We start from the raw sequence: 22,358 nt of genomic DNA on the forward strand, positions 1-22,358 counted from the left end.
CGGCCCAGCCGATACAAAGGGCCGCTCAAAGCGGCCTTTTTGCATTGCGGAACATGAAAACATAAGGAAAACGCAACGTGCGTCCCTTAAAGGAGACAAATCGCCTTCGGCAATTTGCTCCGGAACTATACATCACAGCGTCCCTGTGATGCAGTCGCGATAAATCCCATAGGGATTTACGCTGGTCGCGATAAATCCAATAGGGATTTACGCTGGTAACGCGGGGTGGAGCAGCCCGGTAGCTCGTCAGGCTCATAACCTGAAGGCCGCAGGTTCAAATCCTGCCCCCGCAACCAATATCTTCAAGACTATCAACAACAAAGCCCTCCCATCCCGGAGGGCACTTTGCGTTTAGGGCCTTGGATACCGCAAATGACTTGCTGGTGGTACAGCCCCGTGGGGCTCTGATNATCAACAACAAAGCCCTCCCATCCCGGAGGGCACTTTGCGTTTAGGGCCTTGGATACCGCAAATGACTTGCTGGTGGTACAGCCCCGTGGGGCTCTGATAGCGTGCACCTAGGCCTGTATCCTGCTCCCGGAGCACTCTGCAACTATCTAACGATTGTTTACGAAGATCACGTTCTGCTTTGGCGTATCCCAGTAAAAACGAGGGCGCAAATCCAGAGTTGCTCGCGCCAATTCAAATCTCCATAGTTTAGCTTTTCTAAACAAAAACCCATCTGTGGCGGGATTGTCTCTCTTTGTTGACGCGCAAATAATGAGATTTGTCAGAGGGATAAATTGAGGTGAGGCCTTGGGGCTGCAAATTGGTGAAGACCAAATTGTCAGCGAGTTTTTGAGGAAGTTCTGCCTCCCGCGAAAACCTTTGACCGTCTGCAGGTTGAAGCAAGCCTTGAGCGATCTCACGGGGAGGGCTTTCGAGGCGATCTGCGGATTTCCGGATATTGCAATCATCAGGACAAGCAAATCATGACGACCCGCCTGGATCCACGTTTTCGCCCGTTCGAGGTAAAGCGCAAGGTGCGCGAGAGTGCCACGATCACGTCGTTTTACCTCACGCCTGTCGATCCTGCGGATTGGTGTACTTTTGAGGCGGGCCAGTTTCTGACGATCCAGATATCGCATCCCGAAGGCAAAGAACCGCTTGTCCGGAATTACACGGTTTCGTCAGGACCAAATGAGATCGGGGTCTATCGTATTACCGTGAAACGGGAGGCCGCTTTAACGCCCGATATGGCCGATGGTCTTGTTTCGTGCTGGCTCCACGACGCAGTAGAAGAGGGTGCGGTCATCCATATTGACAGGCCGCGTGGTGCCTTCAAACTCGACAAGGCCAGTCAGCGACCGGTTATTCTCTTGTCTGGTGGCGTCGGGCTGACACCTACGATTTCCATGTTGAAGGTCCTGGTTGCGGAAAGCGATCGGCCCGTCTGGTTCGTCCATGCCTGCGACGGGGCTGCTACCCATGCGCTGCGTGAAGAAGTACGGGTGCTCGCTGAACAGCGCAGCAACGTCCATATTCATTACTGTTATCGTTTTCCGACCGACGAGGATGCTAAAGCCGGGCTGTTCCATTCCGCCGGTTTCATCACGCGGGAGACCTTGCAGTCGTTTCTGCCGCTGGACGATTACGAAGTCTATATGTGCGGACCACCGCCGTTCATGCAGGCGATGTATGACCTGCTCCTCTCCCTCGGCTTGGAGAAAAGCAAGATTGCCTACGAATTTTTCGGGCCTGCCTCCCTGCTTTCGCCATCGCAGCCGAAGAAGGAAGCAAACCTCAGCCTCACTGTTGCTCCGGTGGCGTCAGAGCCTGAGTACTCCGGCATCGAGATCGTTCTTGGAAAGTCAAATGCCAGATTCGAGTGGGATTCAGCCTCGGAATCCATCCTGAGCTTTCTGGAGAGCCGGGGTATTGAGCCAGCATTCTCCTGTCGCGCGGGTGTCTGCGGCAGCTGTGTCCAGGACCTTGTGTCCGGCGACGTTGAATATGTGGAAGAGCCGCTGGATGACGTGCCATCCGGGCAGATTCTCCTCTGTTGTTCCAAGCCCGTGAGTTCAATCGTACTCGACCTCTGAAACCAGATTCCAGCGTTTGTCCAAATCAGCGAGATCAACCCATGGCCGATGAACTCAGACTCAACCCGCACGTTGCTGAACTCCCGCCTTATAATGCTGGAATGAATATCGCTGTTGCGCGAAGCAAGACGGGTTTGACCGATATTGCGGCCCTTGCCAGCAATGAGAATCCATATGGCTGCTCTCCGAAGGTAACCGCTGCGCTGGCCAGTCTCGACCCTTCACGCTATGCGGATCCTGCCTGTGTGATTTTGCGTGATGCGCTTAGTCGAAAGCTCGGCGTTGCCGGAAACCGGATTGTCATTGGAAACGGCTCGGAAGAGATGATCGCTGCCGTTTGTCGCGCGGTCCTGCGTCCGGATGCTACCGTGGTCGCGATGATACCTGGTTTCGGCCTTCACGAAATCGAGCCCAGAGCAAATGGTGCGAAAATCATCAAGATACCGATGACGAAGGATCTTCGGTTCGATCTTGAGGCGATGACGACCGCATTGCGCGAAAAGCCATCGATATTCTTCATCTCCTCGCCTTCCAATCCCGTGGGCCCGGCGTTGCGACAGGATCAGCTCTCAAGCCTCATTGCAGCCGTCCCGAAAGAGACGTTGCTTGTTTTCGACGAAGCCTATTTCGAATTCTGCGACGGGAATACGCCAGATGGGCTTAAGACACTGGCTGACAGCGCTATCTCCTGGGTCGTGCTCAGGACGTTCTCGAAGGCCTATGGGCTGGCTGGGTTGCGCGTCGGATATGCCGTGGCTTCCGATGAGCGGCTGGCACAGGCCATGTCATCTGCAAAAACACCGTTCAACGTCAATGCAGCCGCGCAATTGGCCGCAGTTGCCGCGCTCGATGACGAAAACTGGATGCGGGTTTCAGTCGAAAGCGTCGTCAAGGAGCGCAGGCGCATGGCTGCGGCAATCGCCTCGCTTGATCTTTTCGTTCCGGATTCTCAGACGAATTTTCTCTTCATCGATGTTGGTTGCGACAGTTCGATCGCTTTCGATTATTTCCTGTCCCATGGCGTCATCGTTAAGCCCTGGAAAGAACCGGAGTTCGCCAGCTTCATTCGTGTGACCGTCGGGCTTCCTGCGGAAAACGACCGTTTTCTCGAAGCGTTACGCTCACTCAAAGATAAGCTTCCTGAGGCAAAAGTCGCGTCATGATCGAACACAATACCGCCTTAACACGGGATTTGTCCGCCGCGTTTCTCAATGAAATCGACCAGATTATCGGCCTGTCGAACCTGAAACGCGGTGATGCCGTTGCCAATCTCGATTATGGCGTAACGCCTGCGAATTTCGGTGCGGATGCGGTTGCTTTCCCTTCATCTCCGCACGAGGTTGCGTCGATCATAAAAACTGCGGTTGCCCATGGTATATCGGTTGTACCGCAGGGTGGCCGAACCGGGCTTGTTGGCGGGGGTGTGTCCGTCCCCGGTCAAATCGTGGTGTCGACCGCCCGGCTGAACCGGATCGTGGAAATCTATCCAGATGAGCGCGTTGCCGTTGTGGAGGCAGGCGTTACGCTTCAAGCGTTGCAGGCGGCCGCATCGGAGCATTGTCTCGAGCCAGGCATCGACTTGCCATCGCGTGGTTCTGCCACGATTGGCGGAATGGTCTCGACCAATGCCGGCGGGATTTCTGCTTTTCGATATGGGGTGATGCGACATCGCGTGCTCGGGCTGGAAGTCGTATTGCCTGATGGCTCGATATATTCCGACCTGACACGCGTGGTGAAGAACGCCGCAGGATACGATCTGAAGCATCTCTTCATCGGGGCCGAGGGTACGCTTGGTATAGTGACCAGGGTTGCCATCAAGCTGGAGCCGGTTCCCGCAGCAACCGCCACCGCACTTTTTGGGTTTCCCTCCGTTGAAGCGGCTCTTGATGCAACCAGGCTGGGGTTGACCGTGAGGTATGGCCACATGCGTGCGGCGGAAGCGATCTGGAATTCGTTTTTCTCCCTGACGGCGGGCGAGCACCTTTGGTCGGCGCCAGATTATGCCCCTGACTATCCTCTCAACCTCATCATGTCTCTGGGCGGCGGTGACGAGGAACAGCTTCAGATGGAGCTCGGCCGGATTTACGAGGAGCTGTATGAAACCTATCCGAACGTGTCCGCTGTCGTCGCAACATCGAAGGCACAGGAAGCAGAGTTGTGGCGTCTGAGGGAGGACACGGACCTTATCTATCGCAGATATCCGGCTGCGCCGTCCTTTGACGTCTCCGTCCCCTTGTCGCAGATCGGAGAATATGTGGCTCGCTGCGTACCGGAGCTTCGGTCAATCGATCCTCTCCTCGATCCCTACCTCTTCGGCCACATTGCCGATGGCAATCTTCACATTGTTCTCAATGCAGCCGGGACAGCTCTGACGCCCGCCAAGATTGCTGCCATCGAATCCGTTCTCTACCGCGACCTGACGCAATCGGGTGGTTCGTTCTCGGCGGAACATGGGATAGGCTCCAAACGCATTCATGCGTTGCGGGAGACAGCGAACCCGGTAAAATTTGCCCTGATGACGCAGATCAAGGCCGCAATCGATGGCGGATACACTCTTAACCCCGGCAAAGTCACCGGCTGACATGACAACGCCGCGCTCTTTAGGCGCGCGGCGCGGACACGATATGGGCGACTACGTTTCAGAACGCCATTTTTTTGGCTGTCCAGGCGGCGATATAGTCCATCAATGCGCGTGACAGGCAGTCGTAAGGTTCGAGTCTAATGGCCTTCAGCGCGCTTCGTGACGCATCAGATGTGCCTCAAGCATGCGGATGAGCATGACGAGGGTGAGGTTGATGACGAGGTAGATGGCACCCGCCAGGGCGAAAACCTCGAAAATCGCGAATGTCTGGCTCATCAGGCGCTTTGCATATCCCGTGATCTCGAGAACCGTGATTGTCGAGGCAAGGCTCGTACCCTTGACGACGAGGATCAGCTCATTGCCGTAAGCCGGCAGAGCCTGGCGAATGGCGAGCGGGAATTCGATCCGGCGGAAACGCATAAATGGTGACATTCCCGTGGCTTTGGCCGCTTCCTTGAGACCCGCGGGAACCGATAATAATCCGCCTCGCAGAATCTCCGATGTATAGGCGGCTGTGTTGAGCGCCATCGCCATGACCGCGCAGCGCGCACCATCACTAATCACCCACCACGTTATGGCATTGCCTTTGATAAAGCCAATTTGGCCAAGCCCGTAGTAAAACAGGAACAGCTGTACAAGCAGCGGTGTACCGCGAAAGACCATGCTGTAATATTTTGCAAACCCGGCAAGGAAACGGTTTTCGGACAGCCGCATGAGCGCAAGACCAAGGCCGAGATTGAAACCGATCGCGACAGATATCGCGGTTATGGTCGCCGTTGTGGAAAGCCCTTTCAAGAGGAAAGGCATCGATGTTTTCAGGAATTCGATATCCATCGCGTTACTTCCTCGCCCTTAGTCTCACCAGGCGTTCGACCCTGTCGAATCCAGCCTGGCTTATGATGGTGATCGCGAAATACACGACGGCTGCAATAAGAAAGAAAATCAGGGGATTGCGGGTGCTACCGGCGCCAACCGAGGCGGCGCGCATCAGTTCCTGTAGCCCGACAACCGATACCAGTGCCGTGTCCTTGATGGTTGTCTGCCAGACATTGTTCATACCGGGGATGGCAATGCGTAGCATTTGCGGGATGATGATGCGCCTGAAGATGCGGCGCCCCGGAATCCCCAGTGCACGCGCAGCTTCGATGTGTCCCGTCGGAATGGAAGCCAATGCTCCCCTGATAACCTCGGTCGAGTAGGCGCCTGAAATCGTACCGATGGCAATGATGGCAATGATGAAGGCATATCCGCTGTCCGCAAGGGCAGCATATCCGAAAGCTGTGGCAACCTGTGTCACGAATTGCACGGAAGAAAAGAACAGCAGATAGATGATAAGCAGTTCAGGCACCCCCCGCACGAGAGAGGTATAGGCGTCTACCACAAGTGTCAGCGGGAATATCCGCGCCCACTTGATGACGCCGCACAAGGTTCCGATCAACGCACCGACAAGCATGCTGACCGTACCGACGGCAATCGTTATTGCGGCCCCCTGCAGAATGGCTCTTATCCAACCACCCTGCCAAACTAGGATCAGACTAGACTCCATTGGATTTGCCTTGGTTTTGCTGCGCACTCCCTTGCCTTTTTGGCAGCGGGCATCAGCGTCTTCGACCGTGCGCACCCTGTCAGGTTGCGATTGAGTGGTTGCCCCGCACTTCTGGGAAGAGCGGGGCAGGCGTCTTAGTTGCAGGGTCTGGAGATATCCATCTTGAACCACTTCTGGCTCGCTTTGCCGATTGAACCATCCGCGACGAGCTCGCACAGTGCCTTGTCGATCTTCGTCTTCAGCTCGGTGTTCTCCTTGGCAATACCGACGCCGATCCCTTCGCCGAGGGTGGAATCGAATTTGCTCTGAACTTTCACGTCGACAAACTGAAAGTCCTTGCCTTCGGGCTTGGCGAGAAAATCCTGAAGTGCAGAGGCGTCTGCAAATGCTGCCTCAACGCGGCCGCTTGCGAGATCGATCTGCATATTGTCGAGCGTGTCGTAGGTTTTGAGATTGGCATTCGGCACCCGCTTTTCGATGAAATGGGCGTGCGTCGTGCCGGTTTGAACGCCGATCGTCTTGCCGTCCAAGCCCTTCAACAAAGTGTCGATATCCTTGATGCCGGCGAGATCGGACGTCTTGGGAACGAGGAACATGTTTGCCAGCTCAGCATATCCGACCGAAAAATTGATTTCCTTTTTTCGATCCTGGGTAATCGACATCCCGGAGATGATGACGTCGAAGCGCTTCGCCTTGAGGGCAGGGATCAGGCCATCAAAGGCCTGCACGACGAACCGGCACTTCACGGCGAGCTTCGTGCAGAGCAGGTTGCCGACATCGGCGTCGAAGCCGGTTACATTGCCGGCAGCATCGGCCATGCTCCATGGTGGATAGGCACCTTCGGTGCCGATCGACAATTCGCCTTCGGCAGCGTGCGCCGTGCTGACGCCTGCAAGAAGCAGGGCGAGTGACAGGACTTTCAGATTCATATGCGAATTCCCCTATTTGGTTATTTGTTGGGTTTGATTTGCCGGACACAGCGCCGGCACAGCGGATCACGTCATAACGTTCGCGACAGAAACTGACGCAGGCGTTCCGATCGCGGATTGGTGAACAATTCCGCCGGGGTACTCTCTTCCTCCACCTTTCCTTTGTGTAAGAAGAGAATCTTGTGAGATACCTCGCGCGCGAACTGCATTTCATGCGTCACGAGGATCATGGTATTGCCCTCTTCTGCCAGCTGACGGATCACGCGCAGGACCTCTCCCACAAGTTCGGGGTCGAGAGCGGATGTCGGTTCGTCACAGAGGATGACTTTTGGCCGCATGGCCAGTGTTCTTGCGATGGCCGCACGCTGCTGCTGGCCGCCGGAGAGCTGCCCGGGATATTGGGCATGCTTTTCCGACAGTCCCACTTTCTTCAACAACTGATGGGCATGGTCGATTGCATCCTGGCGACGCTCGCCAAGAACATGGACGGGAGCCTCGATGATGTTCTCAAGCACGGACATGTGGGGCCAGAGATTGAAGTTCTGGAATACCATTCCCACGCGGGCGCGAATTCTTTCGACCTGGCGCATGTCTGCTGGCTGCGAACGGCCATTCGCTCCGCCCTTCATTCGTATTTCCTCGCCATCAACGACGATCGTTCCACTGCTGGGCTGTTCAAGCAGGTTTATACAGCGCAAAAACGTGCTCTTGCCGGAACCTGACGAGCCGATCATGGAAACGACTTCACCGGGATCGGCACTCAGCCCCACGCCCGACAGGACTTCGTGCGTGCCGAAGCTTTTGTGGAGATCATGAACTTCAACGGCTGGCCGTTCATGGCGTTTGGTGTTCACAGGCACGGCCGGTGGCCAGTCGCTCACCAAAGCCGGAGCGGTTGCGCCCTTTGAAGCCGGTGGAGTAACCGAGGCAAGTGCGGTCAGCGCGCGGTCGAAATATCGCAAGCTTGTCCCAAGACAGTTCTGCTGCCATTCGGGATCGTCAGGAATGAACGCAGTTCTCAGCGTCTTCTTGATTTTCTGCCCAAGCGGAGATTCGATATTCCCGAAAAGATGCAGCCAGTTATCCGCCTGCACGGCGTCCATCACCACCGGGCCTTCAAGGGTTCCGCATTCGATTACCAGCGGCAATACGCGGCTGTCCGGCAAGGATTTGCAGACCGCTGCTGAAACGTAGCCCGTGGCCGTTGCCGCAATGCCGGTATCGGTCGTTGCGCCCTTGCCGGTCATCACGACCGCGAGTGCGTGGCCATAGGTTTTTCTGCCCCATTCCAGACCGGCATGGTCCTCTTCCGCCACGGATAGCAGCGCGGGATATCCGTAAGGGCCTGCACCGGTGTGAAGATCGAAGACGACGACATCCGACGCGCCACTGACGAAAGTGCTCAAGATATCGTTGAGGGTGCGGTTCGACCATGTCGGGCCGTTTCCGCCATAAAACAGTCCGTCTGGAAAGTCGTATTGGCCTGCTTCGATAATCGCGGCGATCCCGGCGTGACCATTTAAAGCGGCCTTGGCATCTCTCAGCAGTTGATCGGCACGGTCACGATCGGGTCCATCCCACTCGGCGCAGACAAATGCATTATGGAGTGGGGCGTATCGTTCGTTTCTTGGAACGGCTCTCTTCCAGTCAACGAAGTTTCGGTTGAGATCGACATTGTCCTCGTTGACCCGTCGGCTCCATGCTGTTCCCCACGGGTTGATCAGATGGATCATCACCACAGCCGTATCGGGAGGAAGCGGTAACGGGTTATTTGCGGCAAGCCATTCAGCCTGACAAGCCGATCCGAATTGCCCCTCAACTCCGTGCGTGCCGGACAAGATGACGAGTTTTTTTGACGCGTTGCGTTCGCCCAGATATGCAACATCCGTGAAAAGGTGCTCTCCACCTGGGCCATGCAATGGATGCTTATATTCGAACAACGCAGCATTCGACCGGCGCGCGGCGGAAAGAAAACGTTGCCGCAGCACATTATAGTCCACTGAATAGAGCTCAGGCTGCCTGATGTGGCGCATCAAGGATACTCCCGATTTGTGGCGGGCGTCGGCTTTTGCCGATCACCAGCTATGTTCCCGGTTATTTTTTTTGCCATCTCCGCCTGACCCATTTGAGCAGGCGAAGACCATATCGTTAGTCATTCTGGCGCAGGCGCTTACTCCGCGGCAGCGACGACATTCATGGTTTCGCTATCGATCATCTGTGAAAGCTTGCGTCTGAACCGCAGCGGTCCGACATCGATCTTCAGATCGAGGTTTGGAGTCTTCTTGTTCGCGATCCCGTGGTGGACCGCCTCCAGCACGACACGGTCTTCCTCGAATGCGCCGCGTACGGATGTTGCGAAGCGCGCTGAAACGTCCGGGTCGTCGGGCGCGAAATTTCGCATCTGAAACCAGTAATACTTCGTGCGGTTCTCATCGACTGGCGTCATGAAATTGTAGCTGTCCATCAAGAACGTGTTGGCCGGCAATTCGCGGCCTTCGCCACCGGAGCCTGATGGTGCAAAGATGGCCTTGATGATGGCATTGCTGGGGTAGCGAACCTCGTAATGCTGTTTTCGATCGCATTTCCCCTCAAATTGCAGGAACGGTGCGTAGAAGGGGGCTGGATCTGAATCCAGCATCCAGCGCCAGACGACGACGCCATCGCTTTTCACCGTTGTTTCCAGTGGCGTTTCTTCGCAGGCGGAACTGGCGAACGAGCTCTGATGTACCCATGCGACGTGGGATGGGTCCAGCAGATTGTCCGTCATGTAGAGGTAATTGCAGTTGATCGTCATCGACTCGCCGCGATTGACGCCCCAGGACGGATCACCGAAATGTTCGACATGGAAAATCTCTGCGGGATCGGCTTTCGCGGCCTCACCCATCCAGACCCAGACGAGCCCGTAACGTTCCTCCACCGGGTAGGAGCGGACGCAGGCCACATGTGGAATACGCTCTGCACCCGGTACGCGGGTGCAGGCGCCGGAACAGTCGAAGGTCAATCCGTGATAGCCGCATTCGACGTCGTCGCCCTTGATACGCCCCATGGACAAGGGGAGCTTGCGATGGGGACAGGCATCTTCGAGCGCTGCAAGCTTGCCATTCTGAAGACGATAAAGAACAATATTTTCGCCGAGCATCGTTACGGGTGTCAGGTCTCGTCCGATTTCGTGATCCCAGGTGGCGACGTACCAAGCATTCTTGAGAAACATTTTCTTCCCCCGTTCTCGCTTTAATCGGATCAGTATTTTCCTTGTTGCGATGCGGGACAAGCGGATTTTCGTTGCGTTTTTGTTTAGAAAAACTTAACAAAAAGCAGAACTGGAGATACTCTATTGGCTATGCCCCCACTCCATGCCCTGCAAGCTTTCGAAGCCGTAGGAAGGTGCGGCACGATGAGCACGGCCGCCAAAGAACTGGGCGTAACACCCAGTGCCATCAGCCAACAGGTGCGCAAGCTTGAGAACCATCTCGGCGTTACGCTCCTCGAACGTATCGGACGCCGTGTGGAACTGACGTCGTGGGGTGTTCTTCTTCACAAGGAAGTCGCCAAAGGCTTCAGCCAGCTCAATCATTCCGTCGATGTTCTCGAACGGGCGCGGAGCCAGACCGGCATCGTGCTGACTGCGCTCAGCTCGGTTGTGAACAAGTGGATCGGCCGCAAGATCTTCGAGTGGCAGGCTCTCTATCCGGAAGCCAATGTCCGTATCATCGGCAAGGATGACGAACCCAGCCTGTCGGGCGGCCAGAGCGATTTTCGCATAACCTATGGAAAGCGGGCAGAGGTGCACGCGCATTTCGTGCCGCTTTATACGGATTGGGTGGTTCCCGCATGTTCGCCGCGTTTGCTCGGGGGACGGACATTATCGGCGGCCGCCGACCTTCTCAAATTCCCTTTGCTCAATATCGAGTGGGAAGCCCATTACAGCCGTCCGCCACAATGGAGCGAGTGGGCGCAGCTGGTTGGCGCGACCGTGAATGAAAAACTCTCGAGCCTGTTTTTCGCGTTGTCGAGCAACGCAATCGACGCTGCGGTCAACGGACACGGCTTCGTGCTGGCTCAGGTCTCGATGATCGAGGACGAGTTGCAGGCCGGTACACTTGTTGTTCCTTTCGACATCCGCCTTCCGCTTCCCGAGAGCTACTATCTGGCATGGGATCGTTCCGTTTTCGATAAGCCCTACGGAAGAGAATTTCACATGTGGGTGATGGGGATCGCGAAAAAGCAGTCTGTCGCATCGTCCCCGAACCGCAGTGCGTGACTAAGGGCCTACCGCTCGGGATATCACCTTCTGATGTGTTGATATTCTCCGCGCCAGTACAGAAGTGGCCTGGCATCGTCATGTGTCCTTATCGACCGGACGAGGCCGATCAGGATCACATGGGATCGATGGATGATCGCGTCTTCGAGTTCGCAGTCCAGACTTGCCAGAGCGCCATCCAGCGCAAGGCCGCCTGACCCCATCGTGTGCCAGACGGCGCCATCGTAGCGGCTGGCACCCTTAAGGCCATTAAAACCCGAGAATGAGTGGGCGACGTTTTCCTGACCTTCAGCGACGACGTTGACGCAAAACCGTCTGGCTTTCTCGACGATTTCCCAGGACGAGGATCCACGATTGAGTGCGACCATCACAGTCGGGCCATCCGCAGAAAGTGCTGTGACGGATGTTGCGGTGAAGCCGGTTCGTGTTTCACCCGTGCCTGTCGTGATGACGCAAACGGCACCCGCCAGATTCCGCATGGAGGATTTGAAGAGGTCAGCGCCCGGAGACGGCACCTGCATTTTCATCTGGTCCACCATGATTGGCTCCTTCAGATGCGCTCTTTATCGCCTTTGGCGGCCGTGTAACGGTTGGCAGGCATCGAAAGCCCCAGGTTCTCGCGCAGCGTCGATCCTTCATATTCCTCACGAAACAGTCCGCGCCGCCGCAACTCCGGCAAGACAAGGCGGACGAAATCTTCCAGGCTTGCGGGAAGTGTCGGGAACATAAGAATAAAACCGTCGGCGGCACGGGTTTCGAACCACTCTTCCATGTAGTCTGCGATCTGTTTTGGTGTCCCGGTTATTCCGTTTCCGGTGTGGCGTTCTGCGTAGTGGCGGATCAATTGTCCCACTGTCTGTCCTTGTTTGACGAACTCGACGAGCTGGTCAAACATCTTGCGCGAGCCTTTCGGCTCGGCGGGCAGCCGGTCCATCGGAAATGGTTGATCGAGTGGAACGCCACGAAGGTCGGCTTCGAGGAACTCCGAAAGCATCAACCGACCCACGTCCGGATGCAGGCTGTCGATGAGAAAATCGACTTTTGCCTTCGCCTCGGCCTCGGTCTCCCCGACATTGACGACAATTCCCGGCATGACCTTGAGATCGTTGGGATCGCGACCGAATGCCGGCATACGTCCTTTGACGTTCTGGTAGAAAGCCCTGTTGCTCTCGATGTTGGATGCCAGGCTGAAGACGATTTCAGACGTCCGTGCAGCAAGGTTCATTCCGGCCTCGGAGCCGCCGGCCTGAGCAATAACAGGCCGCCCCTGCTCGGAAGGCGCAATGTTGAGGGGGCCGCGCACCTGAAAATGCTTGCCGACATGATTGAGGGTATGGTGCTTGTCCTTGTCATAATAAACGCCGCTTTCGCGATCGAGCAGCAAGGCATCGCGTTCAAAGCTGTCCCATAGGCCGAACACTACGTCGATGAATTCCTGCGCACGCTCGTAACGGACGGCGTGAGGATCGAGACCCTGACGATTGAAGTTGTAGCCGGTCTCGTCATGATCGGAGGTGACGACATTCCAGCAGGCGCGTCCCCGGCTCAGCTGATCGATAGACGCGAAAATCCGGGCGACATTGAAGGGTTCATAATAGCTCGTCGATACCGTCGAGACCAGGCCCAGTCTTTCCGTCATCACCGAAAGTGCCGAGATGAGAGAAAGCGGTTCGAACCGGTTCTGCTTGGTCGGGCTGCGCGCCAGGGCGTCGGGGTCACCAACGGCAGCCGCAGCGGAATCGGCGAGGAACATGAAATCGAATTTGGCAGCTTCAGAAATTCTGGCCACATTCAACATGTGGCTGAAGTCGGTTGCTGCCGTTACCTTGCTTGCGGGGTGCCGCCATGCGGCTGCATGGAAGCCGAACGTGTAAACAAAGGTTCCGAGCTTGATCTTGTCCTGCCGTTTCGACATCGTTCCCTCTTTTGCCTGATACCAATTCTGGTCTCAGGCTATTCGAGGATCAACGCTGCAACAATCGGCCGAAATCTTCTCCGTAGGTTAGAAATACTAACAAGGATTAGTGGCGCGTCTGCGCATCAGCCCGAGAGGCTGCGGCGCCCCGCAACAGGATCACATTCCCGTTGGAAGGCCTGATGATGGCGCTTCACTATAAGTATTCATAAGTCACACTTAAGTCGCTGTTAACCAACATCTGGTCAATTTATTCATATAAGAAGTTGTCTTCGCAGGCGAATTTCGCGCAGGCGCTTCATTTTTATGACCACATGACGCGGTCGTCTTTTCCCAAAAAAATGTTTCCAGATCCGTTGAATTCGCTCGGTGAAAGCCGAGGAGTTCGCGCGTCTATTCGCCCGCAATCCAATGATAGCGAGGACAAGTGCAAATCGTATTGGTCGATGACAGCAAGTCGATTCTTGTTGCCCTGAAAGCGACGGTCCGCGGGCTTCCGGATGTCGGCACCATCGTGGGCTTCACCGATCCCACGGAGGCGTTGGAATTCTGCCGCAACAATGCGGTCGATCTGCTTGTGGTGGATTATACGATGCCGAAATATAACGGCATACAGCTCCTCAAGGCACTGAATACGTATGAGCATTTCGCGCATGTGCCTGTTATCATGATCACATCGGAAAGAGGCCGGCCTGTCCTTATCGAAGCGATAGAGAGCGGTGTCACGGAATTCATCCACAAGCCCTTTGACCCGGTGGAGCTGAAGGCGCGGGTGCGCAACCTTCTCGCCTTGCGCAAGGCGCAGCGCGATCTTGCCGGACAGGCGCGCAGCCTTGTGGATGAGGTGCGCAAGGCCACCCGGCAACTCGCGGCCCGCGAAGAAGAAATCATCTGGCGCCTGGCGCGGGCCATCGAATTCCGCGACGGCCACACCGGCGACCATATTTCCCGCGTCGCGCAAATCAGCATGCTGATGGCAAAGGATCTCGGCCTCGATGACGAGCATTGCCGCATGATCTATCTCGCGGCACCCTTGCACGATGTCGGCAAGATCGGAATTTCCGACAGCGTGCTGCTGAAGCCGGGTCGCCTGACGCCTGATGAGATTACCGAAATGCGAAAACATGTCGGTATCGGCGTGCAGATTCTCGAAAACGGTTCATCCGACCTGCTGCGCATAGCCGAGGCGATTGCAGGCGGCCATCACGAAAAATGGGATGGAACGGGATATCCGCACGGCTTGTCGGGCGATGGCATTCCGCTGGAAGCCCGTATCGTCGCCATTGCGGACGTCTTTGAGGCTCTCTGCTCCGAGCGCCCTTACAAGAAGGCCTGGTCGACCCAAGAGGCATATGCGCATGTTGTCGCGCAGAGCGGCAGCCATTTCGATCCCGCCTGCGTCGCGGCGTTCCAGCGCCAATGGACACTGATCGAGAGGCTCATGACGGGTCACGGCGTTCTGGAGATCGAAGTGCCGAGCCTCGAAACACCGGAAGAACAACCGATCAGGGCGGATGGCGGCATGCAAGCCGCAGCCGTTCGGGAGACTCCCCATGTTTGATGAAACCACGAACGACACACTGAAGATGCCGCAAGCGCTTTCCATCCGGTCGATTGCGCCGGCACACGGTCTTCTTCTCGACCGTCTCAAAGACACCGACAGGCTGGTGGTCGAGGTGCCCAAGGATGCGGATGCGGATTTGAGCTTCGTGCAGCTGATGGAAGCCTCGCGCAATTTCGCGGCGCAGAACAACAAGACGATAACATTGAAAGAGCCGGCTGACGGTCAGGTTTTGCAGACATTGCGGCGGGGCGGTTTCCTGTCGCGGATGGATGAAGCCTCCCGCCAGTTCTGGTTGCATGGAAAGGACATATCATGAGCGCACATATTTTAACGGTCGACGATTCCGCCAGCATTCGCATGACGACGAAGATCGCCCTCACAGGCGCGGGCTACCAGATTACCGAGGCCGTTGATGGGCAGGACGGTCTTGCCAAGGCGAAGGCCGCGAATTTTGACCTCATCGTCACTGATCTCAACATGCCGAACATGAATGGTCTCGAGATGATTGAGGCGCTTCGGCAATCTCCGGCTCATACCGGCATTCCGATCATCTTTTTGACGACGGAATCCGATGCGGACATGAAGGCGCGCGCCAAGGCCGCCGGTGCCACCGGCTGGCTGACCAAGCCCTTCGATGCCGAACATCTGGTCAAGATCGTCAGAAAGGTCCTCGGAAAATGACGACGCTGGACCCTATTCAGGTTTTCAGAACGGAGGCTGCGGAGCTTTTCGAGCAAATCGAGGGGGGCCTTCTCGATCTGCTTCACGATTTGACCGATCAGGATCAGATCGACGCCGTTTTCCGCGGACTGCATACATTGAAGGGGTCCGGGGCAATGTTCGGGTTCGAGGCGCTTGCCGCCTTCACCCACCATTGCGAAACCGCCTTTGACCGGGTGCGCAAGGGCGAGGTTCCGGCAACCAGCGAACTGGTCGCAGCCGTTCTTGAAGCGCAGGATCATATGCAGGCGCTGGTCGACAATCCGCACGGTGTGCAGGGTGATGTTGGAGAGCAGCTGCTCGCCAAGCTTCGTGCAGCAGTCGGCACTCGTGGCGATGGCGGTGTCCTGACACATGTTCCGGTGCAGAATCTCACCAGGAAGCAGGCAAAGGCAAAAGCTGCCACCTGGGAAATCCGGTTCCGGTTGCCCGTCAACGCCATGGCAAACGGAACCAATCCCCTTGGTCTGCTGGATGAACTGGCCGAACTCGGCGATTGTGAAATCCTTGCCGACACCTCGACGGTGCCGTCTCTCGATGCACTCAATCCGAGCGATCTCCATCTGGGCTGGACAGTCCGGCTGACGACCGAGCAGCCGCAATCGGCAATCGACGACGTTTTCATCTTCGTGATGGATGACATGGAGATCGATATCCGCGCAATCGAAGCGGTTGTCGAAGAAGAGCTCCCCGTTTCCGAAATCCTGCCTGAAGCCAGAAAGGTCGCCGCCGATCCGAAGGGCGGCAAGGCGGCCGAAAACGTGCGGGTGCCTGCTGAAAGACTTGACGAGTTGATGGATCGGGTCGGTGAGCTCGTCATTGCACAGTCCCGCCTTTCGCAGCTGGCGGGTAGCAGCGTCGATATTCTTTTGCGCTCTGTTTCGGAGGATGTCGAACGTCTTTCCGGAGAACTTCGCGATACGATGATGGTCCTGCGAATGGTGCCGATCGCCCAGCTTTTTGGTCGGTTCCGCCGTCTGATCCATGACCTGGCGCGGGAAACGGGCAAACAGATCGAGCTGGAGACCGAGGGCGAAGGCACAGAGGTCGACAAGGCGGTGATCGAACGCCTGGCTGATCCACTCGTGCACCTTGTCCGCAACTCCTGCGACCATGGACTCGAAAAAAGCGATGAGCGTGTGGCGGCCGGCAAACCGGCGACGGGGCGGATCACCCTCATTGCCCGCCAGTCGGGCGGTGATGTGACCATCACCATCCGTGACGATGGCCGTGGCATCGATCGCCAGCGCGTCCGGGCAAAAGCTGAGGCTTCCGGCCTTTTGGCTCCGAACGCGCAGGTCAGCGATCAGGAACTGCTGCAGATGATCTTCCAGCCGGGCTTTTCGACAGCCTCTGAAGTTACCAGTCTTTCCGGCCGTGGTGTCGGCATGGATGTGGTGAAGAAGAGTGTCGAGGCCCTTCGCGGCACGATCAGCGTTACCAGCACGCCGGGCGCGGGTTCGGAAGTTTCGCTGGCGATCCCGTTGACTCTGGCCATCATCGACGGCCTGCTGGTGCGGGTCGGCAATGGTTGCTACGTCATTCCGCTGCCGGCGGTTGAGGAATGCCTCGAACTGTCGCCTGACGACGATATTCGTTCGCGGGGCCGGTCCTTCATTTCACTGCGCGAGAGCCTCGTTCCCTTCATTCGCCTGCGCGAATTGTTCAACACCGGAACCAAGCCGGATCAGTTCCAGAAGATCGTCGTCATTTCCACCGGCTCCGAGCGAGTCGGGCTTGTGGTCGACCAGATCATCGGTGATCACCAGACGGTCATCAAGGCCATGTCGAAACTGCACCATGACGTCGCGACATTCTCCGGCGCGACCATCCTCGGTGACGGCAATGTCGCCCTTATCCTCGATGTCGCACATCTGGTGATGGCGGGGCAACAGCAGGAGGCGCGATTGCGGGCCGCGGGATGAACCAGTCTCTCTTGAAGCAGACGGACGAATTTTGGGGCGTGTCCGACGCCGTGGAAGTTCTGACCTTCAACATCGCGGGCGAGACCTTCGCCATAGAGGCGGTGAAGGTTCGGGAAATTCTGGATCTTCTGCCCGAAACCGCCGTTCCCGGTGCTAAAGCCTTCGTGGCGAGTGTTATCAACTTCCGGGGCAAGGTCATCCCTCTGGCCGATATCCGTCTTGCCTTTGGCATGGAAGCCACCGAGCGAACCATTGATAGCCGTATCGTCGTCATAGAACTGCCGTTTGATGGCGAGCCGGCATTGATCGGCATCAGGACCGATAAGGTCAACGAGGTGACCACGTTCAGCCGGGCAGCCAGCGAACCGCCGCCGAGCGTCGGCATGCGGTGGCGAGCGGATTACATCCATTGCCTCATCAAACGCGGCAGCGAGTTCGTCATTCTTCCAAATCTGACAGCAATTTTCACGGGGCATCGCGAGTCCGGAACGGTTTCGTCCAGCGCGCGTGGCAACGTCATCGAACTTTCCAAGGAGCATTGAGATGCGATTTACAATCAAGATGAAGCTGGCGGTTGCCTTCGGCTTTCTGATCCTGATGCTTGCCGGAACGGCCGGCTACGGCATATACAGCCTCGGTATCGCCAAGAATGCCATGGACGATGTGGTCGATGGCACTGTCGTGCGCCTCGACAAGGTTCACCAGATGAACGCACTGGCGCTGGCAACTGTCCGGTCGCAGAAGAATATCATCCTTGCTGCTTCGCCGGAGGAAACCCAGCTTTTCAAGGCGGCCGGTAACGAAAGTCGCGACCAGTTGACGGCCATGCTGAATGATATGGCAGCCACCGCCAGCGCCGAGACGCGTGCGTTCTGGACGGATCTGCAGGCCATCACCAAGGCTTTCGAGGCCAGTGATGATCACGTCCGGGAACTGGTTGCGCAGGGCAATACGTCGCTCGCCGCGTCGTACTCGTCCGGCAAGGGCCGTGACGCTGCCAATGCCCTGACCGGGAAACTGGGCGAGGGCGTCAAGATGAACCGCGACCGTCTTGAAGAATCGAAGCAATTGGCGGCTGATGACTATGAGCAGACCCGCACCCTGCTGGTCAGTGCATCGGTCATTGCCGTACTCATCGCCATCGCGACAGCATTCTGGATCGCGCTCGGCATCAGCAGCGGATTGCGCAAGATCATGACCGTGGCTGAGGCGGTTGCGATCGGCGATCTCGATCAGAATGTCGAGATCAAGACCAATGACGAGATAAAGGATCTCGTTGCGCGCATCAACACGATGACGGGCAATCTGCGCAATACCGCAGGCATTGCCGACCGGATTGCGGATGGCGATCTTACCGTCATGCCGAAACCCCTGTCCGACAGGGATACTCTCGGCCTTGCGCTGGAACGGATGGTTGAGCGCCTGCGTGGCATTGTCGCCGATGCGCTTTCCGCTTCCGACAATGTGTCCTCCGGCAGCCAGGAACTGTCGGCCAGCTCCGAACAGCTGAGCCAGGGCGCGACCGAGCAGGCATCGTCTGCCGAAGAGGCCTCGGCCTCGATGGAAGAGATGGCTGCCAACATCAAGCAGAATGCCGACAATGCCGCGCAAACGGAAAAGATCGCGCGCCAGTCGTCCAAGGATGCCGAAGCCAGCGGTGAAGCCGTCAACCGCGCCGTGGTCGCCATGCGCACCATCGCCGAGAAGATTTCCATCGTGCAGGAAATTGCCCGCCAGACCGATCTTCTGGCGCTGAACGCCGCCGTTGAGGCGGCGCGCGCTGGGGAACACGGCAAGGGTTTTGCTGTTGTGGCATCGGAAGTGCGTAAGCTCGCCGAACGCAGCCAGGCTGCTGCCAGCGAGATCAGCTCGCTTTCCGGCGAGACCGTGCAGGTGGCAACCGAAGCGGGCGACATGCTGAACCGTCTGGTGCCGGACATTCGCAAGACCGCCGAGCTGGTCGCCGAAATCTCCGCCGCCTGCCGTGAGCAGGATATCGGCGCCTCCCAGATCAACGAGGCAATCCAGCAGCTTGATAAGGTGACGCAGCAGAACTCCGGCGCTTCGGAGGAAATGTCAGCGACTTCGGAAGAGCTGGCGGCGCAGGCCGAAGAGTTGCAGAGCAGTATCGCCTTCTTCAAGGTGGATACCTCAAGCGTCTCGTCGCGCCCCGCACAGGCTGCACATCGGCCTGCCGCAAAGCCCGCTGCAACGCGTCCGGCGATGAAGCCGGCCCCCGTTCGCAAACCGCAGACGGGCAATACCGTCAGTGCCCAGCAAGCCCGCGTCAAAGGTTTCGCACTGGATATGTCCATGGGCGGTCCCGATGCTGACGACGCGGATTTCCGCGAAAGCGCCTGACCATGACCAGCACATCTTCAGAAGGCCAGTTCGTGACATTCAGCCTCGGTGAGGAGGTCTTTGCGGTATCCGTCGCGGTCGTCCGCGAAATCCTCGACTATGAGGACACGTTCAAGATTCCGCATAGTCCTGAATATCTGCTGGGTCTGAGAGATGTGCGCGGGCAGGGTGTGCCCATCATCGATCTGCGGCTGCGGCTCGGAATGAGCCGCAGCGTGCGGACAGCTCATACCCGTGTGCTGGTGCTGGATATTCCGTTTCCATCCCGCACGCTGGCGATAGGTCTCGTGGCGGACAAGGTGTTCGAGGTGACGCCGTTCCGTCGCGACCAGATGGAAACCGCACCCGATATCGGCGTTCACTGGAACTCCGACTACATTGCAGGTGTGGTTCGCCGCGAAGGTGATTTCGTCGTCATCATCGATCTTGCAAAGCTTTTCTCGAACGAAGAAAACGCCATTGCCCGGCAGGGCGGCACACCGGTTCAGGCGGCATGAGGAGAGCCTTTTCCGTGGATGCCTCCATTGCTGCCAGCTCCGCGCATGATGGCCTGAGTCAGCGGGATTTCCGGCTGCTCGCCGAATACATCTACAATTACAGCGGCATAAAGATGCCGGACAGCAAGCGCACCATGCTGGAAGGGCGTCTGCGCAAGCGTCTTCGCGCCACGGGGCATGCCACCTTCGCTCAATATTGCAATTTCCTCTTCCGCGAAGACGGGCTGGAAGAGGAAGCGATCTACCTGATTGACGTGGTGACGACCAACAAGACGGATTTTTTCCGTGAGCCGAACCATTTCGACTACATGGAGAAATTCGCTTTGCCTGCACTTGCGGGTGAAGGCCATGGGCGTATCCGTGCCTGGAGTTCCGCCTGTTCGACGGGTGCGGAACCCTATACCATGGCGATGGTGCTGGCCGAAGCGGCCGAGAAACAGGTCATCAACAATTTCAGCATCCTTGCGACCGACCTTTCCACTGATGTGCTCAGGAAAGCCCATAGCGGTATCTATGCCCGTGAACTGCTCGAACCGGTTCCGGCCGACATGATGCGCAAATATGTCATGCGGTCGGTCGATGCCGGACGACGGGAGGTTCGGATCGTGCCGCGGCTGCGTTCCAAGATCGGTTTTGCCCGCCTCAACCTCATGGACCCGACCTACCAGATCGGCGATGCGGTGCACCTTCTCTTCTGCCGTAACGTTCTCATCTACTTTGATAAAAAAACTCAGGTGCACGTCCTGACCCAATTGTGCAAGCGCCTGGTGCCGGGCGGTTACCTTTTCATCGGTCATTCCGAAACGATAACCGGTATCGACCTGCCCCTGCGGCAGGTCGCCAATACCGTTTTCAAGAAGCAATAGCGGCAGAGAGCCATGTCGAAAAAAATCCGCGTTCTCATCGTCGACGATTCCGCCAGCGTCCGGCAGACCCTGACGGAGGTTCTCGAAAGCGATCCCGGCATTGAGGTGATCGGGGCCGCTGCCGATCCGTTTGTTGCGGCCAAGCGCATTCAGGAAGAAATTCCCGATGTCATCACGCTTGATGTGGAAATGCCGCGCATGGACGGCATCACCTTCCTGCGCAAGATCATGTCGCAGAAACCGATCCCTGTAGTCATGTGCTCGTCGCTGACCGAGGCCGGATCGGAAACCCTGCTTCAGGCACTGGAGGCGGGGGCGGTCGACATCATCCTCAAGCCGAGGATAGGCGCTGCGGATCATCTGGCGGAGCAGGCCACGCGCATCTGCGAGGTCGTCAAAAGTGCGGCGCACGCCCGCGTCGGCAATGCGCGGGCGGCGCTGCGTTCGGCTGCCGCAAGCGGTCCGCAGGCCAAGCTGACCGCCGATGCCGTGTTGCCGCCGCCTTCGGGCAAGGCCATGGCACGCACCACTGAAATGGTGGTCTGTGTCGGTGCATCCACCGGCGGCACAGAAGCGTTGCGCGCAATGCTGATGAAGCTGCCGGCCAATTCACCCGGCATCGTGATCGTTCAGCATATGCCGGAAAAATTTACCGCCGCATTTGCAAAACGCCTGAACAGTCTCTGCGATGTCGAGATCAAGGAGGCCGAGGACGGCGATCCGGTGCTGCGCGGCCATGTGCTGATTGCGCCGGGCGACAGACATATGCTGCTGGAGCGGCAGGGTGCACGTTATCGCGTTTCGGTCCGCACCGGGCCACTGGTTTCGCGACACCGGCCTTCGGTGGACGTTCTGTTTCGTTCTTCCGCGCGTGCCGCCGGTGCCAACGCCATGGGCATCATCATGACAGGCATGGGTGATGATGGCGCACGCGGCATGCTGGAAATGCATCAGGCCGGCGCCTTCACGGTGGCGCAGGACGAAGCATCCTCTGTTGTCTTCGGCATGCCGAAGGAAGCGATCGCCCATGGCGGTGTCGACAAGGTTCTGCCACTCGACAGGATCGCGCTGGAAATTCAGGCCGAAGACCGCCGCCGCTGATGGCGCGACCCTTTTTTACCCGGCATTAACCAAACTCGCCAATGATGGCG

The 22,358-nt window shown here is 57.3% G+C and carries 20 protein-coding genes, 1 tRNA gene and 1 pseudogene; 14 read left to right on the forward strand and 8 right to left on the reverse strand.

What is annotated here, in order from left to right; genetic code table 11:
- Positions 1-219: 219 nt before the first annotated feature.
- The 4 genes from ASD46_RS24175 to ASD46_RS24195 all read left to right on the forward strand — a co-directional run bounded on the left by ASD46_RS24175 (position 220) and on the right by ASD46_RS24195 (position 4,623).
- Positions 220-296, forward strand: a tRNA-Met gene (locus ASD46_RS24175).
- Positions 297-932: 636 nt separating this feature from the next.
- Positions 933-2,042 (forward strand): 2Fe-2S iron-sulfur cluster-binding protein, encoded by a 1,110-nt coding sequence (locus tag ASD46_RS24185; RefSeq protein WP_025594468.1) that lies wholly within the window; start codon positions 933-935, stop codon positions 2,040-2,042.
- A 41-nt stretch (positions 2,043-2,083) separates the two neighbouring features.
- Complete coding sequence (gene hisC, locus ASD46_RS24190) at positions 2,084-3,205, forward strand: histidinol-phosphate transaminase (RefSeq protein ID WP_025594467.1); 1,122 nt, start codon at positions 2,084-2,086, stop codon at positions 3,203-3,205.
- Entirely contained in the window at positions 3,202-4,623 is a 1,422-nt protein-coding gene (locus ASD46_RS24195; protein ID WP_035198760.1) for an FAD-binding oxidoreductase, read from the forward strand. The genes hisC and ASD46_RS24195 overlap by 4 nt, the downstream gene beginning before the upstream one ends.
- A 58-nt stretch (positions 4,624-4,681) precedes the next feature.
- Here ASD46_RS24195 and ASD46_RS27865 read toward each other — a convergent pair.
- From ASD46_RS27865 to ASD46_RS24225, 6 genes and pseudogenes are all read right to left on the reverse strand, one after another.
- Positions 4,682-4,792, reverse strand: a pseudogene (locus ASD46_RS27865) (aldehyde-activating protein); the annotation flags it as partial.
- The gene (locus ASD46_RS24200) at positions 4,771-5,457 is read right to left on the reverse strand and encodes an ABC transporter permease (protein WP_013636823.1); all 687 of its coding nucleotides are present in this window, start codon (positions 5,455-5,457) and stop codon (positions 4,771-4,773) included. The pseudogene ASD46_RS27865 and the gene ASD46_RS24200, both read right to left, overlap by 22 nt.
- A gap of 4 nt (positions 5,458-5,461) precedes the next feature.
- Entirely contained in the window at positions 5,462-6,169 is a 708-nt protein-coding gene (locus ASD46_RS24205) for an ABC transporter permease (protein ID WP_035198759.1), read from the reverse strand.
- Positions 6,170-6,303: 134 nt separating this feature from the next.
- A complete protein-coding gene (locus ASD46_RS24210) occupies positions 6,304-7,098 on the reverse strand; it encodes a transporter substrate-binding domain-containing protein (RefSeq protein ID WP_003514202.1) in 795 nt (264 codons plus the stop codon).
- 71 nt (positions 7,099-7,169) lie between these two features.
- Positions 7,170-9,131 carry a DUF2817 domain-containing protein gene (locus ASD46_RS26755; protein WP_076844623.1) on the reverse strand — a complete coding sequence of 654 codons (1,962 nt, stop codon included), beginning with the start codon at positions 9,129-9,131 and terminating at the stop codon, positions 7,170-7,172.
- A gap of 137 nt (positions 9,132-9,268) precedes the next feature.
- Positions 9,269-10,309, reverse strand: a complete 1,041-nt coding sequence (locus ASD46_RS24225; RefSeq protein WP_013636820.1) for an aromatic ring-hydroxylating dioxygenase subunit alpha — start codon at positions 10,307-10,309, stop codon at positions 9,269-9,271.
- Between the two features lie 129 nt (positions 10,310-10,438).
- On the opposite strand from ASD46_RS24225, the gene ASD46_RS24230 reads away from it, so the two are divergent.
- Positions 10,439-11,359: a LysR family transcriptional regulator gene (locus tag ASD46_RS24230; RefSeq protein ID WP_029658811.1), complete on the forward strand. Its 921-nt coding sequence runs from the start codon at positions 10,439-10,441 to the stop codon at positions 11,357-11,359.
- A gap of 23 nt (positions 11,360-11,382) precedes the next feature.
- On the opposite strand, the gene ASD46_RS24235 is transcribed toward ASD46_RS24230, so the two are convergent.
- Together ASD46_RS24235 and ASD46_RS24240 are read right to left on the reverse strand one after the other, a co-directional pair.
- Entirely contained in the window at positions 11,383-11,898 is a 516-nt protein-coding gene (locus tag ASD46_RS24235) for a flavin reductase family protein (protein WP_003514195.1), read from the reverse strand.
- A gap of 11 nt (positions 11,899-11,909) precedes the next feature.
- On the reverse strand, positions 11,910-13,274 hold the full coding sequence (locus tag ASD46_RS24240; RefSeq protein WP_003514193.1) for an LLM class flavin-dependent oxidoreductase: 1,365 nt from the start codon (positions 13,272-13,274) through the stop codon (positions 11,910-11,912).
- 427 nt (positions 13,275-13,701) lie between these two features.
- Between ASD46_RS24240 and ASD46_RS24245 the strand changes: the two genes are divergently transcribed.
- From ASD46_RS24245 to ASD46_RS24285, 9 genes are read left to right on the forward strand one after another with little or no spacing between them, the layout of a single operon-like run.
- The gene (locus ASD46_RS24245) at positions 13,702-14,835 is read left to right on the forward strand and encodes an HD domain-containing phosphohydrolase (RefSeq protein ID WP_035198757.1); all 1,134 of its coding nucleotides are present in this window, start codon (positions 13,702-13,704) and stop codon (positions 14,833-14,835) included.
- Positions 14,828-15,154, forward strand: coding sequence for a hypothetical protein (locus ASD46_RS24250; protein ID WP_013636815.1), 327 nt, complete (start codon positions 14,828-14,830; stop codon positions 15,152-15,154). Before ASD46_RS24245 ends, ASD46_RS24250 begins: the two co-directional genes overlap by 8 nt.
- A complete protein-coding gene (locus ASD46_RS24255) occupies positions 15,151-15,519 on the forward strand; it encodes a response regulator (protein WP_013636814.1) in 369 nt (122 codons plus the stop codon). Before ASD46_RS24250 ends, ASD46_RS24255 begins: the two co-directional genes overlap by 4 nt.
- The gene (locus ASD46_RS24260) at positions 15,516-17,483 is read left to right on the forward strand and encodes a chemotaxis protein CheA (RefSeq protein ID WP_025594460.1); all 1,968 of its coding nucleotides are present in this window, start codon (positions 15,516-15,518) and stop codon (positions 17,481-17,483) included. Before ASD46_RS24255 ends, ASD46_RS24260 begins: the two co-directional genes overlap by 4 nt.
- Complete coding sequence (locus ASD46_RS24265; protein WP_025594458.1) at positions 17,480-18,025, forward strand: chemotaxis protein CheW; 546 nt, start codon at positions 17,480-17,482, stop codon at positions 18,023-18,025. Before ASD46_RS24260 ends, ASD46_RS24265 begins: the two co-directional genes overlap by 4 nt.
- 1 nt (position 18,026) lies before the next feature.
- The gene (locus ASD46_RS24270; RefSeq protein ID WP_025594457.1) at positions 18,027-19,844 is read left to right on the forward strand and encodes a methyl-accepting chemotaxis protein; all 1,818 of its coding nucleotides are present in this window, start codon (positions 18,027-18,029) and stop codon (positions 19,842-19,844) included.
- A gap of 2 nt (positions 19,845-19,846) precedes the next feature.
- A complete protein-coding gene (locus tag ASD46_RS24275; RefSeq protein WP_025594456.1) occupies positions 19,847-20,341 on the forward strand; it encodes a chemotaxis protein CheW in 495 nt (164 codons plus the stop codon).
- On the forward strand, positions 20,338-21,207 hold the full coding sequence (locus tag ASD46_RS24280; RefSeq protein ID WP_029658809.1) for a CheR family methyltransferase: 870 nt from the start codon (positions 20,338-20,340) through the stop codon (positions 21,205-21,207). Before ASD46_RS24275 ends, ASD46_RS24280 begins: the two co-directional genes overlap by 4 nt.
- Before the next feature lie 12 nt (positions 21,208-21,219).
- On the forward strand, positions 21,220-22,308 hold the full coding sequence (locus ASD46_RS24285; protein WP_035198754.1) for a protein-glutamate methylesterase/protein-glutamine glutaminase: 1,089 nt from the start codon (positions 21,220-21,222) through the stop codon (positions 22,306-22,308).
- The last annotated feature ends 50 nt before the right edge of the window (positions 22,309-22,358 follow it).

The organism is Rhizobium sp. Root491, from assembly GCF_001427205.1.
GTDB lineage: Bacteria > Pseudomonadota > Alphaproteobacteria > Rhizobiales > Rhizobiaceae > Agrobacterium > Agrobacterium tumefaciens.